The following is a 13,945-nucleotide window of genomic DNA, read 5'->3' as shown; positions in this document are numbered from 1 at the left end:
GCAGGGAATAATAGCGACCTCTAAAGTGGTTTGGCTGGACTAACTCCGGCAGCGGCGACCTCCCGCTGCCGGATTAACGAGATTGCTATAACTCTCGTTTAATATCCCAAGGCCAAACGAATTTGCCGTTCCATTGGCTTCCCAGCGAAAAACTGTGCTACATTTTCCGTGCCAAACTGAATGTCTCGTTCGAGGACGTCGTCCGCATTTGCAGCTTGATCGTTAGACGTGATTACGTTCGGAAGCTTTTGAATATTAAGACGTGAACCCCAAGAGTATGGGAAAGTATTGCCGTAGTTATATAGCCACGGAACATCGGTCGCATAACCGCGCAACTGTCCTGAGGTCAGCGCCTCGTACAGAGCGTCCTCCTGCACCAGCGCGGCCCTCGAAACGTTGACGAGAAACGCCGATCTTTTCATCACATCGAGTTCTGCGGCTCCGATGAATCCACGCGTCTCCGGGGTGTCGGGCGCTGCAAGCACTACATAGTCACTCTGTGAGAGTACACCGTGTAGTTCATCTGGTCCGAACATGGCGTCAAAGCAATCCACAGGCGCAGCGTCCTTCGAACGTCGGACGCCAAGAACCTTCATATCAAAACCCTTTGCGTGCTTCGCCACGCGTGATCCGATGTTGCCGACGCCTATTACGCCGATAGTTCTACCATGCAGCATAGCGGAACGGTGTTCATCGGCATAAAGCGGGAACAAGAACTTCCCTTCCTCTGCAGCTCGATGTTTGACGACTGTCTTCTTCGCGAGCGCGAGCACGAACATCATAGCTTGTTCCGCGACAGCAACAGTGTTCGCGCCTCGGACGTTTGCAGCTTGGATGTCGCGCTGTCTGAAGATTTCAAACGCGCCCATTGACCTGAGGTCGTCGACACCGGTGTGCATCCAAGAGAAAACTTTGAGATTCTCGCAAAGTGGAAGAAGTCCGTTCGGAAGGCTAAATGCGATAATTGCATCAGCGCTCGGGGCAAGGTGCGCCACGTCCGCGTAATTGCAATCAAATCGTGAGAAATACTTGCCTTCCGGGGCGACCACCTCAGTCCCGGCCGGAAGCATAGACCTAGCGTAGGTTTTCTCTTCTTCGGTTGCATACCATAGGCACAGAACTTTCATTAACTCACACTCCTCTTGCTGGAAACTGATCCCGAACGATCCCATCGCAACCGTGCATTCGATGATGCTTCGGCGCCATGTTTGAGGAATCAAGCGACCATAAGTACACTCTCACCAGATGCAGGTTTCCATGTCAATTTCCAACATGACATGATTCAATACAGCGCCGTCACGAATTGAGCGATGAAGGATGGATGGGCCGTGATTGCACCCCTGTTGCCGAAGACAGTCGGGGGTGAAAAAGGGGTCGCATGGCAATCTCCTTGAGACCGGTAACTTCTCTGGGGTAATCGCGGCCACGATTTGTTAGCGTGAACTGGGCCATCAACGTCCCTTGTTCAAGGAGACGACGATGGCGATGGAATGGACGATCTCAATCGAGGGTAAAAACGAGTTCGGCGACATTCGTCGCCGAGAAGTCCGGATCGACAAAAGTAAGTAACGCCTGCGCGATGGAGACCTTGGCCATTCGATCGGTGATGGCAAGAAGATCATGGCCGCCTTGCAGAACGCGGTCGTGACCCAGGAGGCTGAAACCTATGCCCCTCTTTTAGACGGGTCTGCCCGGATTGCCACCCCTTTCGGCCAGTCAAAGACTATACGACGCGCCGCATTCGAACGGTCTTCGGCACTGTGGAAGTTCGCAATCCCCGCTGGATGATGTGCGGGATTGCCACCCAGGGATAGTCGACGCGTTCGCGCCGCTAAAGGAAATCTGTCCGGATCGGGCGACTCCCGAGTTGATGGAACTGACGGCGCGGCTGGGAAGCTTGATCCCGTATCGACAGGCGGCCAGCGTGCTCGCGGAATTCTTGCCCATCGAGCCGACCGAGACGCATGCAACCGTCCGCAAGCGGACGATCAGGGTGAGCGAGCGGCTCGACGACCAGATCACTAAAAGGAATCGTGGTGTGCGAGAGCGCAGATGGATGAACGGCGCCAGCTCGAAATGCAGCTTCCTGGCGATCGGCGGAAAGAGTTCGTCATCAGCATCGATACGGCTCATGTTCGCAGCCGATCCAAACTCAGCTCGAAATTTCGAGATCGTCGAAGCCCGATGCGGCCGCGGCGGGCGGGGAGATGCGGGCGGCCGCTACTTCGCCACCAGCAACACCGACCAACCCGCGATACGGGATCGAACCCTTCATGCTCTCCGGCGAGAGGGGTATGCGGCTTTGGCGATGTGACGGTGATTTCCGATGGCGCCGAAATCCTCAAGCGGCTACCCCGAGCGATGCCGAGGCCGACCACGCACATCATCGACTGGTTCCACATCGCCATGACCATCCAACCCATGCAGCAGATCGCGGATCACATGGTTCGATCCCGCTCGGATCTTGCCGGCATCCTCCCAACCATCGACAGGGACATCAGAGCGGTGAAGTGGCGTCTGTGGCACGGACGCTTGGATCGAGCGATCCGCAACCTCCAAGACATTATTACGCGATTGCTTCCGTTGCGAGGGGCTGGAGATCTGTCGGCCGCGCGTCTCCATACCCTCGGTTCGCAGCTCTTCACCTACATCCGCTCGAATCGCAGTGCCATCATCAATTATGGAGCCCGCTATCGGTCAGGCCTTCGCGTTGCCACGACCCTTGCCGAGTCGGCGGTCAATTCACTGGTGGCCAAGCGCATGGTGAAGAAGCAGCAGATGCGGTGGTCTCAGTATGGCGCCCACATGCTAATGCAGGTACGAACCGCCGAAATGAACTGCGAGCTTCGTGATCGGCTGCGTGCAGGATTTCGAGAACCAGATTTTCAAGTGCCTTCGCTGTTCAAGCCCAAGCCGCCTCTTCTCCGAGCCGCATGACCCCAGAGAAGTTACCGGTCTCTCCCGATGTCGAGTTCCATCCGCTCGACAAGCGCGGCGCAAAAACGGTAGCCGAACGCGCGAGGGTGCATCGGCAGGCAGTGCGTGACCTCGATCGATCAGCGCCAGATATCGATGTGGCTGCACGCCTGACCGCCCCCGGCGAAGCCCAGCCTGACACGATTCCATACGAGCCCTTCGGAACCGTCTCTTATGATCCGGCGAAGCGGCCGGCGCGGATCGTGATGCCGAAGAAGCCTTCGAGCTCCGAAGTGCACCGACGCGAACAGGACGAGCGGATATGCCCAACAAGCAAATCAGAAGCCCCGTCCAAAAATGCTGGGCATGAGAAAAACTACCTCTCGCCGCCGACTGGTAGTCCGGTGTGCCGAGTTGTTTGACGCCCTACTATACTATCGAAAGGCGAATCATTGGATCATACCAATTTTGCATTTGACATGCATACCAGCCGGTGGAAAGCTCTAAAGAAAAATGATGGCGCGTACGGTCAGGCTAGGAACGCAGGATGCTGGCTTAGGCGACATGACTTAGCTGCTCAGGCCAGAAATAAGAACGAAGGTCGGCCGATTGTGGTCCGGACACAGCAGAGGGTGAACTGAAATGAAACTCATTCTGAATCGTCGGCGTTTTGTCGCAACCGCATCCACCGCGCTTGCCTTAGGAGCATTACCGCTTCTCCCGAAAATTGCTTCGGCACAATCAAAAGAAGTGCGTGTCACAACTCACGGTGGAGACGCTGGTAAGGCTATTATCGAAGCGATGGTTAAGCCGTTCGAAGCTGAAACGGGGATCAAAGTAACCGCTATTACGCAGGACTTCGAGCCAGCTCAGCTCGAATTGATGGTCAATTCAAACAACGTCACGGTGGACGTCGTCGCGTTAGGTGGCGCATCGGCGATCTCCTTTTCTCAGAAGGGACTCTTGGAACCAATCGATTATTCGATTTACCGGAAGGACGACTTGGATGGCATCCTTCCCGATGCTCGACAGGCCTATGGAGTGGGCCAGTACGTTTATGGCTATGTGATGGTCTGGAACACGGACAAATACCCGGCTGGCAAGCCGCGGCCAACGTCTTGGGCGGAACTGTGGGATGTTAAAAAATATCCTGGTACACGATTTCTTGTCGCGGGGCAGTGGGGCGAGGAAGGTGCGTGGGAGGAGGCGCTTATGGCAGACGGCGTTCCTATAGACAAGATTTACCCCATGGATATAGACCGGGTGTTTTCCACACTGGACAAGATCAAGCCGCATGTCCGAAAGTGGTGGGCGAGCGGATCAGAAGTTCAGCAAATAATGCGAAGTGGAGTTGGGGACCTTGTACAATCTTACGACGGCCGGGCACAGCTGTTGATCGACCAGGGTTTGCCGCTTGAAATCAATCGTAAACAAAGCAAAATCGCCTGGGACTATTGGGCAATTCCAAAAGGCTCCCCGAATGCAGAAAACGCGCAGAAATTCATCGAATTCGCAATGCGTGCAGATCGCCAAGCTGCGTTTTCTCAACTGATCAGTTTTGGACCCACAAACCTAAACGCATTCAAGACGATCCCGGAGCAGGTGGCAGCAAAGCTCGCTAGCAATCCGAAATATCTGGAAAACAGTCTCAAAATCAATAAGGCCTGGTACGCCGAGATTGGCCCTGATGGCAAGACAAACACCACACGTCTGCAAGAGCGTTGGAATGAATGGATTCTGCAGTAGCGCTGCCGCGTGAGCGCGAGCTGTGCGTTGTCGCTTCCGAGCGTCAACGCGCAGACCTTTTGAATCACGACGGAGGAACTATGCCCCATCCCACTATTTTAAACAGGGACAGATCCCTTCGTAAAGTTCAGGCCACCGCACAATCGACCGCCGATGGAAAGGTGCTCAGGCTCGGCCTACCCGACAAGGATGTTAAGTTGCAGCACGGTTCCATTCATTCTCAAATCGAATTCCGCAATGTTACTAAGATGTATGGCAGCATCGCGGCGGTAAAAGATTTATCCATGAACGTCGCTCGGGGAGAATTCCTCACAATCCTGGGTCCCAGCGGTTCCGGAAAGACCACGGCGTTGATGCTTCTCGCTGGTTTCGCGATGCCGACAAAAGGAGACATCTTGATCTCGGGCAGATCGATGTCGGCAGTCCCATCCTATCGCCGCGATCAGGGTATCGTATTTCAGAATTACGCACTCTTTCCACACCTCACAGTTCGGCGCAATTTGGAGTTTCCGCTTCAGATGCGTGGGGTCGCTGCTGTCGAAAGAGCAAAGCGCGTAGACAATTTCCTGGACCGGGTCCATCTCAGCGATTATGGTCGGCGAATGCCGTCGCAACTGAGCGGCGGTCAACAGCAGCGCGTTGCGCTTGCCCGGGCTCTGGTAGCGGACCCCCCCATTCTCCTACTTGACGAGCCGCTCGGTGCCCTCGACCGCAATTTGCGGGAACAGATGCAGATTGAGATCAAAAACTTGCATAAAGAATTGGGAAAAACGACAATATGTGTGACACATGACCAAGAGGAGGCACTCACACTTTCAGACCGCATAGTTGTTATGCGATCCGGCCAGATTGAGCAAACTGGAACCCCCGAGACCCTGTATGATCGGCCAGCAAGTCGCTTCGTAGCAAACTTTCTTGGTGAAGCTAACTTCCTTGAAAAACTCGGAACTAAAGTCCAAGCAGACGTATCCCAGCCTGCTGGCACAGTAGCTATGATCAGGCCTGAGCGCCTTTCGATCACTGCAGCGACGGGTTCGGCGCCTAATGATACTGACGATTTTCAGTCAATAATCGGCAAGGTTGAAGACATGATCTACGCTGGATCCCTGCGAAAATACAATGTGCGCGCGGGAGATCAGCTGCTCATCGTTCGCGAACATGTCGCTTCCGGAAAGCCGGTTTTCCATACCAAGGATGATGTAAGGCTTAGCTGGCTACGGTCTGACATCCGTTTCGTCGCGGAATGAGGAAGGCCAACAGATGAAAAATCTCCTCAAATTGAGACGGACGCCTTTTCTTCTCACTGTTCCCGCGCTCGTAATTTTGGCAGTCGTGTTTGGCATACCGCTGATAGGCCTTTTTTTCACTAGCCTGAACTCGCCACAATTCTCTTTTCAAAACTATACAGCTTTTTTGAGCCAAACGGCCAATATTCGCGTTCTCGCGCAGACGATCGAGATCAGTGCGGTCGTAACCCTCGTGTGCGTGTTGATCGGTTATCCGACGGCTTATCTAATAGTCGCTGCCTCTAAACCAGTCCGTATGACAATACTCGCTCTCGTCGTTATCCCTTACCTCACCAGTTTTATTGCCCGCACTTATGCTTGGGTTGTCATCCTTGGTGATGGAGGGCTGATAAACACCTTGTTGATCCAATCCGGCCTCATCTCGAGCCCCTTGCAACTTATTTTCAATCGCACGGCGGTATACATTGGCATGGTTCATATAATGTTACCGATGATGATTCTTCCGCTAGTCAGCGTCATGATGGGTATCGACAAATCACTGGTGTCCGCCGCTCGAAGCATGGGCGCGAGCCCCTCCACCGCATTCTGGCGCGTATTCTTTCCCCTCAGCATGCCGGGTGTGCGGAGTGGCGCCCTACTCGTTTTCGTAATTTGCCTTGGCTTCTATATAACGCCCGCCGCGTTGGGCGGCCTAGGCGATGCAATGCTGTCAACCTTTATTGCCGCCCAGCTCCAATCTTCCTTCGACCTGCCGAAAATTGCGGCGGCTGCTTTTATACTTCTTGCCATAGCATTAGCGTTGCTTTCGATGCTGGGTCTTGACTTGTCTGGCAGCGGCCTCTCCGCTGGCGCCAACAGAACAAGACGACTGGTGCATCTACAGCTAATTAGCAGATTAAGACGCCAGGTGGATGAGCTTACAGCGCCTTATCGGAAAAGGCGCTGGACGACCTACCTATACAAGGCTGGCGCTTCCGAGCATCCCGCAAATGCGTTTGGCGGGGTGTTCGTCACGCTTGTCGTCACCTTCTTACTCTTTCCTGAAATGGTCGTTATCGTAATGTCCTTTAGTTCCGGCTCGTACCTCGAATTTCCTCCTTCAGGTTTTTCCCTGCGATGGTATCGGTCATTCTTCAGTGACCAAAACTGGTATGGGGCCGCTCAGACCAGTGTTCAAATCGCTGTCATGGTCGCAATGTTATCGACAGTCGTCGGGACGCTTGCGGCTTATGGTCTAAGTCGCACGCATCCCCGCGCTCGGCAAATATTAACCATGCTTATTATCGGGCCGATCACGATCCCGGTCATAGTGGTGGGTGTGGCAGTTTATCTCGGACTTATCGATTTAAACCTTGTTGGCTCTCAAATGGGCATTGTGCTCGCCCACATGCCCGGTGCGATTGCATTCGTGGTGGTGATTGTGTCTGCGACTTTAGCCAATTTTGACACTCGCCTAGAGCAGGCAGCTCAGAGCATGCGTGCTGGCCCGATCCAGACTTTTATTAGGATTACTCTGCCGTTAATCCGTCCCGGGATCATTGGCGGCGCAATATTTGCATTTCTCCACTCCTTCGACGAGGTGGTGATCACATCTTTAGTGAGCGGCTTCTCTGTATACACACTGCCCCTCAAAATGTGGGAGAACATGCGAAACGAAGTAGACCCCACAGTTGCCGCAGTAGCATCGCTTCTAACATTGCTTCCATTGCTCTGGATGATCGTGATCTATTTCAACTGGAGAAGGTCAAAAGCCCGCGTCCCCGGCCTCATAGCTTAACCTGGACTTCCGCGATGCACTTCAACTGGCTTACTATAGTCAGTTGAGGTCTGTGCAGGCAGCTCCGGACAATTTCCCTAGCATCGCGTCGATCCTCTGTCCCTTTTCCGGAAAGCCGCAAATGGTCAGCGGATACGCTGGAATCTGCAACCCGGTAGCGTGTGTTCGTAAGGATCAACAAGGAAATTGGATATGGTAGATATTGAAACCATCGGCGCTGCAAGTCGACGGATTGCAGAATATATTCGGCCGACGGCCCTTGTCAGCTCTCCTGCACTTTCCGAGATCGTAGGATCTCCTGTCGCCCTCAAGCTCGAGCACTCTCAGGTAACCGGCAGCTTCAAAATTCGTGGGGCGATTAACGCTATTCTGCAGCTAAATGATGGTGAAAGGGCTCGAGGCGTGGTTGCCGTGTCGACTGGAAACCACGGGCGGGCGTTAGCTTATGCCGCTCAATCGGTGGGCTCTAGAGCAACCATTTGCATGTCGCGGCTCGTGCCAGAAAATAAAATTGCCGAGATCCGGCGTTTGGGCGCGGACGTCCGTATCGTGGGCAACTCTCAAGACGAGGCGCAAGAGGACGTAGATCGATTGGTCCGTGACGACGGGCTTATCCTACTTCCGCCGTTTGATCATACAGATATTATTTCTGGACAAGGAACAATCGGCCTTGAAATCGCTGAGGCAGCCCCGGATGTCGAAACCTTGATAGTTCCCGTTTCGGGAGGTGGATTAGCAGCAGGAATAGGCGCTGCCGTTAGAGCGGTGAAACCAGACGTGAGAGTGTTCGGGGTCAGCATGCGTCGAGGAGCGGCGATGAGAGAGAGTCTTGACGCAGGACGGCCGATACTCGTGCAAGAGCAGCGGACGCTTGCTGACGCGCTCGGCGGTGGTATTGGGCTCGATAATAAGCTGACTTTCACAATGTGCCAGAACCTTTTGCTTGGTCTCGTTCTGGTTGAAGAGAGCGAAATTGCGGCTGGTATTCGGCACGCTTACGACAAAGAACGGCAGGTCATAGAGGGGGCTGGCGCGGTCGGTATCGCTGCGTTGCTTTCGAACAAGATAAAAGGGCTGAAGGGCCAGACCGTGGTCGTGCTGTCTGGGTGCAATATAGACATGGGCTTGCACCGCCGGATCATCAATAACGACAGTGAAATGTTTGAGGACAACATTTGATGTCACATGTAACAATTCTCAGCGAGCGAGAGCTACGTGAACTCGTTCCTCTTGATTTAGCAGCTGTTGAGTGTATGGAGCGGGCGTTTCACTCATTGGCGACGAAACAAGTCAATATGCCACCGATCCTTCGCCTCAACATTGACGAGCATCAGGGCGAAGTTGATGTCAAGACGGCGTTCGTTCAAGGTGCGAGCAGTTTCGCGATAAAAATTAGCCCAGGCTTTTTTGGCAATCCAAAACTTGGTTTACCGAGTACGAGCGGCTTGATGGTCCTTCTCTCAAGCGTCACCGGACTACTGCAGGCACTTTTACTCGACAATGGCTATCTTACAAATGTGCGTACTGCTGCTGCGGGCGCCGTCGCGGCTAAATTTCTGTCCCGCCGCGATGCGAGCGTTGCCGCGATATTGGGAACGGGAACGCAGGCAAAACTGCAGCTTAAAGCGCTCACGTTGGTTCGGCCGATACGAGACGCTAGAATTTGGGGACGCGATTTTTCCAAATCCGAAGCTCTAGCACGTGAGTTGTCGTCGGAATTGGGTTTTCCGGTTGTCGCTTGCCCAGCAGCGGTTGAGGCCGTTACAGGCTCAGATGTTGTGATAACGACCACACCGACTGGTAAGCCGATATTGGAGGCCGCGTGGCTGAAACCCGGCCAGCATGTCACGGCGGTGGGATCGGACGCTGAACATAAAAACGAAGTCGAGCCGACGGCAATTGCCACCGCGGATCTTTACGTCGCAGACAGTTTGATGCAAACGCGCCTCCTAGGCGAACTACATCATGCCATCTTTGCAGGCATCGTTAGAGGCGACAAATCCTTCCCCGAACTTGGCGCGATCATTGCCGGGACCGAAAATGGACGGTCGAATGAAGCGCAAATTACGATAGCGGACCTCACGGGCACGGGAATACAGGACACGGCTATCGCTTCACTCGCCTATGAAAAAGCAACAGCGAGTGGCGCCGGATTAACATTTGAGAGCTAACTGCGCCCATTAAGAGGTCTTGTCTTTGGGAACTTCTTATCGGCAGATTTGTAGGAACATCGCAATATGCCTGTCATTAATAGTTTGTACCAACTTGGAGAAACGGTCGCCGAGTGGCGCCGGTACCTCCATCAAAATCCCGAGCTAGATTTCGACGTAGGTAATACCGCTGCATTTGTCGCTGATAAACTTCGCGGCTTTGGGGCGGACGACGTCGTTACAGGTATTGCAGAGACCGGAGTCGTTGCGATAATCCAAGGCCGGCTGAGAGGAGGCCCTACAATCGGATTAAGGGCTGACATGGACGCCTTGCCAATCGTTGAAGCTAGCGGGAAACCATGGAGTTCTCAAATTCCAGGAAAAATGCATGCGTGTGGTCATGATGGCCACACCGCGATGCTGTTGGGAGCAGCGAAATATCTGGCTGAAACAAGAAATTTTAAGGGGTCAGTCGCTCTGATCTTCCAACCTGCTGAGGAAGGAGCAGGCGGTGGCAAAGCTATGGTACAGGCTGGCATCATGGAACGCTTCGGAATCTCCCAGGTGTTCGGAATGCACAATAGGCCAGGTCTCGATATCGGATCTTTTGCGATCTGCAATGGCCCTATAATGGCCGCTCTCGATAATTTTGACCTTGTATTGAAGGGTAGGGGCGGCCATGCGGCGGCCCCGCACGAAACGATAGATCCAATCATCATAAGCGCTCAAATTTTGCTTGGCCTACAAACTTTGGTTTCTCGAAGCACCGATCCACTGAAATCCTTGGTAATCACCGCAAGCAAAATCCATGCTGGAGGCGCGTATAATATCATTCCGATGGAAGTTGCAATCGCTGGCACGGTAAGAACGTTGGAACCAGAACTGCGGGATTTTGCGGCAAAGCGAATTCACGAAATTGCCGTAGGCATTGCGTCAGCATATGGAGCAACTGTAGATTTCTCTTACCAAAGGTTTGACCCAGTCACATTCAACCATCCAGAGGGCACGAAGCTTGCCCTTCGAGCTGCTCGACAGGTCGTCGGCGAGCGATCCGTTGACCCTTTCGTGGCTCCGGTGATGGGGTCGGAAGACTTCGCCTACATGTTAGAGGCGCGGCCTGGCGCCTTCATTTTTGTCGGAAATGGACCCACAGAACCTGCTCATCATCCTGGTTATGATTTCAACGATGAAGCTCTGCCCTACGGTATGAGTTTCTGGGTATCGCTCGTTGAATCAGTATTATCGCCAGAAGGAATTGCGTAGGAGACAATCGGCCTGGAGTACCCCATTTTGCGGGACGTGCGGGTTTAGGCCCGGGAACAAGAACTCGCGAGGTGAGCCGAATTTGAGGCCGGAGTGCGGGCGGACCTCACAAATGCCGGCCCCTGGAGATAACGAAAGGTTGTTAAGCGGCTGAGACGGTTCAGGCCTTGTACTTACACGGTATGAGGGCGTCGATTTCGCTGCAGGCCACCCGTTTGCGAGATGCTCATCAAGCGTCTGGTGAGCCAAGCTTGGGCGCCGACGGTATTCATTTCGCCTTTTCCAGCGGCGTTGACGTTGCCCCCAGTTTCTATCCAGTTTTGAGTTCGTTTCCGGCGTGGGTTGTGCCCTGCTGGGCGGGTGAAGCGACGGGCGCTGGCGCGGAGCCTTTGGCATAGCGCAGCGCGACCGACAAGCGCCGCGGGATCAACAGCCTGGCGCGGATGGTGCAGCAGGTGCTCGCGCTCGACCCGCACTTATGCATCGGGTGAGATTTTGTGGCGGATCCGTCCCGGCGCCAGCCGGGGACTGCCAAATCTAGAATTCTCCGCCCCATAATATTTCATGCCTCTCTGACGGACGCGGGATCCCCCTGCACCGCAATGCTGGAGGGGCAATATGCTCGACTTCTATTTTTCGTATCGTGGGGTACTCAAGCGCCTGCGTAGCGGTGCGCTCGGCGGCGAGATGGATTGCTTCGCGGAGCATTTTTTCACGCTCGGTTATAAGCGAGCGTCCGCCAAGATTTACCTGAGCCGGATTGCGCGCTTTATGCAAATTCCGACGATTAACCGGACATCGTTCCGATCAAAAACCGGACGCGATTCCGAGAATTAACCGGACGCGATTCCGATTAAATACTGGACAGTTTTAAAGCCTAGATAGTGCCTTTGGGTCAGCAACCTGCGCATGCATTCCCTCGACGGTAGAAGAGAGGTGCATGCCGAAGAGAAGAAAGCTGACCGTGAGACAATTGAGACAATTGCTACGACTAAGCGCGGAGGCATAAGCGTTCGTGACATTGCCACCATGCTTGGAATTGCCCGCAGCACGGTGCAGGACAACATAGAGAGAGAGCGACCGCCGCCGGTCTTTCCTGGCCGTTACCAGCGGAGCTGACCGACGATGTTCTCGAACATCGGCTCTTCTCCCGACAGGGCGTCAAACAAGGACTGCGCCGACGCGCCGAGCCCGACTGGGGCGCGCTCGCGGTCGAGCTGAAGAAGCCGGGCGTGACGCTGTCGATCCTGTGGGAGGAGTATCGGGCCGTTCATCCTGACGGTTACGCTTACAGCAGATTCTGTGATCTCTTTAGAGGCTTCGAGCCGCGGCTGACGCCGACGATGCGCCAGGTGCATGTCGCTGGCGACAAGGTGTTCGTCGACTATTCCGGCAAGAAGCTGCCGATCGTAGACCGCAAGACCGGCGAGATCCGCGAGGCCGAGATCTTTCTCGGCGTGCTCGGCGCGTCGAGCTACACCTCGCATGTGCGCATGTTCCACTTTTTTGACGGCGTCCGGCGCCTGATTGTTCCCGATTACGTGCCCAGGCACGTAATCGGGATTTTGTGTCCCGAGCGGTTATGTGCCCCGCGGCCTGCTGACCCAAGCATTCTCGACGACACGGGGCACATAACGATCAGAGGCCGGCGAGCCATTCGAGAAGTTTTGGCTCGCTCTGCCAGACTGGCTTTCGGGGAGGTCCCACCGAAGAAGTAGGCACCTGACAAGCCTCAAGTGCCTCCTGCTTCATCCTGATGCTAATCTCGGCATATCGGTTGGTCGTATCCAGGCTGACGTGGCCAAGCCAACCTCTTATGACGTTCACGTCGACGCCGGACTCGAGGAGATGAACGGCCGTCGTGTGTCTCCAAACATGTGGAGATATGGACCTCTGTCCGTTGCCAATGCGAATACTCGAACCATGACGCCGGACAAGCTTGTACAGGCCGAATCGCGTCAGCGGCTTGCCGACGTTGCTCAGGAACACCTGACTTTCTGGCGTAGCTGGCTGGCGTCGGTTACGCAGCATCTCGCCAAGCAAGCGGGCAGTCTCGGGCCATAGTGGGCAGGTCCGCCACTTATCGCCCTTGCCGTGCAGGTTCACCCGCGGTGAGGAGGTCAAAACCAACTGATCGACGGTTAATCCGATGACTTCCGTTGCGCGGGCGCCCGTATTGTACAGGAACATGAGCAGCGCCTTGTCGCGGATGGCCAGCTTTCCGCCGCGCGGCAGTTTGTCGAAGAGCCGTTCGACCTCGTCGCGTTCGAGATAATAGGTGGCTGCCGGCTGCGCACGCTTCCTTGGGATGGCGGCGACGCGTTCGGCCTGCGGCAGCACTATAGGTTCCTGGCCACCGGCATAGGCGAAGAAGGTGTGTAGCATTGCTAGCCGGTGGTTCCGTGCTCGGATGCCGTTGCCGCGCTCGGCTTCAAGATGGGCGAGAAATGCCCGCACATTGTCGGCGCTGAGGTCGCTCAGCCTGAGCTTGCTGATCGGGGTTCGGTTCTCCCGGGCCAAGAATAGGAGAAACAACCGGATTCCGTCGCGGTAGCTCCGGATCGAGGTGGACGCCAGACCCTTCTCGGCTTTGAGATGGTGTTCGAAGAACTGATAGACCCCCGCGGGTCACTTCAAATTCCCCCGGGTAGGGTCAGTCAAAATCCCCCACCCGCAAGACAGGACAGAAGTGGACTTGTTAGTTTGGCTTTGTTTCCCGAGCAAGGGCTTCAGCGGCCTCTTTGAGGCGATAGCTGCGTCCATCGAACTCAAGCAGATGGCAATGATGCATCAGCCGATCGAGTATCGTCGTGCTCATGGTGTTGTCTCGCAGATATGTCCCCCAG

General features: G+C 54.7%; 12 protein-coding genes and 1 pseudogene. 10 read left to right on the top strand and 3 right to left on the bottom strand.

What is annotated here, in order from left to right; all coding sequences use genetic code 11:
- Positions 1–98: 98 nt before the first annotated feature.
- Positions 99–1,127: an NAD(P)-dependent oxidoreductase gene (locus tag AC1D0N_RS30210; protein WP_477250089.1), complete on the bottom strand. Its 1,029-nt coding sequence runs from the start codon at positions 1,125–1,127 to the stop codon at positions 99–101.
- Between the two features lie 358 nt (positions 1,128–1,485).
- On the opposite strand from AC1D0N_RS30210, the pseudogene AC1D0N_RS30205 reads away from it, so the two are divergent.
- The 10 genes and pseudogenes from AC1D0N_RS30205 to AC1D0N_RS30160 all read left to right on the top strand — a co-directional run bounded on the left by AC1D0N_RS30205 (position 1,486) and on the right by AC1D0N_RS30160 (position 12,817).
- Positions 1,486–2,937: pseudogene (locus tag AC1D0N_RS30205) on the top strand (ISKra4 family transposase).
- Positions 2,934–3,338 (top strand): hypothetical protein, encoded by a 405-nt coding sequence (locus tag AC1D0N_RS30200; protein ID WP_477250088.1) that lies wholly within the window; start codon positions 2,934–2,936, stop codon positions 3,336–3,338. The pseudogene AC1D0N_RS30205 and the gene AC1D0N_RS30200 overlap by 4 nt, the downstream one beginning before the upstream one ends.
- 220 nt (positions 3,339–3,558) lie before the next feature.
- Positions 3,559–4,662, top strand: a complete 1,104-nt coding sequence (locus AC1D0N_RS30195) for an ABC transporter substrate-binding protein (RefSeq protein WP_477250086.1) — start codon at positions 3,559–3,561, stop codon at positions 4,660–4,662.
- Between the two features lie 248 nt (positions 4,663–4,910).
- Positions 4,911–5,909: an ABC transporter ATP-binding protein gene (locus tag AC1D0N_RS30190; protein ID WP_477250133.1), complete on the top strand. Its 999-nt coding sequence runs from the start codon at positions 4,911–4,913 to the stop codon at positions 5,907–5,909.
- Between the two features lie 13 nt (positions 5,910–5,922).
- Positions 5,923–7,686, top strand: coding sequence for an ABC transporter permease subunit (locus AC1D0N_RS30185; protein ID WP_477250084.1), 1,764 nt, complete (start codon positions 5,923–5,925; stop codon positions 7,684–7,686).
- Positions 7,687–7,878: 192 nt separating this feature from the next.
- Positions 7,879–8,865 carry a hydroxyectoine utilization dehydratase EutB gene (eutB, locus tag AC1D0N_RS30180; protein WP_477250082.1) on the top strand — a complete coding sequence of 329 codons (987 nt, stop codon included), beginning with the start codon at positions 7,879–7,881 and terminating at the stop codon, positions 8,863–8,865.
- Positions 8,865–9,857: an ectoine utilization protein EutC gene (gene eutC / locus AC1D0N_RS30175; protein ID WP_477250080.1), complete on the top strand. Its 993-nt coding sequence runs from the start codon at positions 8,865–8,867 to the stop codon at positions 9,855–9,857. Before eutB ends, eutC begins: the two co-directional genes overlap by 1 nt.
- Before the next feature lie 66 nt (positions 9,858–9,923).
- Positions 9,924–11,099, top strand: a complete 1,176-nt coding sequence (locus AC1D0N_RS30170; protein ID WP_477250078.1) for a M20 aminoacylase family protein — start codon at positions 9,924–9,926, stop codon at positions 11,097–11,099.
- Between the two features lie 618 nt (positions 11,100–11,717).
- Positions 11,718–11,936 carry a hypothetical protein gene (locus AC1D0N_RS30165; protein ID WP_477250076.1) on the top strand — a complete coding sequence of 73 codons (219 nt, stop codon included), beginning with the start codon at positions 11,718–11,720 and terminating at the stop codon, positions 11,934–11,936.
- Positions 11,937–12,331: 395 nt separating this feature from the next.
- Positions 12,332–12,817, top strand: coding sequence for a hypothetical protein (locus tag AC1D0N_RS30160; RefSeq protein WP_477250075.1), 486 nt, complete (start codon positions 12,332–12,334; stop codon positions 12,815–12,817).
- Here the strand turns inward: AC1D0N_RS30160 and AC1D0N_RS30155 are convergent.
- Together AC1D0N_RS30155 and AC1D0N_RS30150 are read right to left on the bottom strand one after the other, a co-directional pair.
- On the bottom strand, positions 12,738–13,661 hold the full coding sequence (locus AC1D0N_RS30155; RefSeq protein WP_477250131.1) for a tyrosine-type recombinase/integrase: 924 nt from the start codon (positions 13,659–13,661) through the stop codon (positions 12,738–12,740). The genes AC1D0N_RS30160 and AC1D0N_RS30155 overlap by 80 nt on opposite strands.
- Positions 13,662–13,797: 136 nt before the next feature.
- Positions 13,798–13,945, bottom strand: a 148-nt coding sequence (locus AC1D0N_RS30150) for an ATP-binding protein (protein WP_477250129.1), incomplete at its 5' end; no start/stop codon positions are given.

It is taken from the genome of Mesorhizobium sp. P2_E10, from assembly GCF_056404235.1.
Note: the sequence above shows the minus strand (reverse complement) of the source record. Positions and strands in the feature narration are given on the sequence as shown.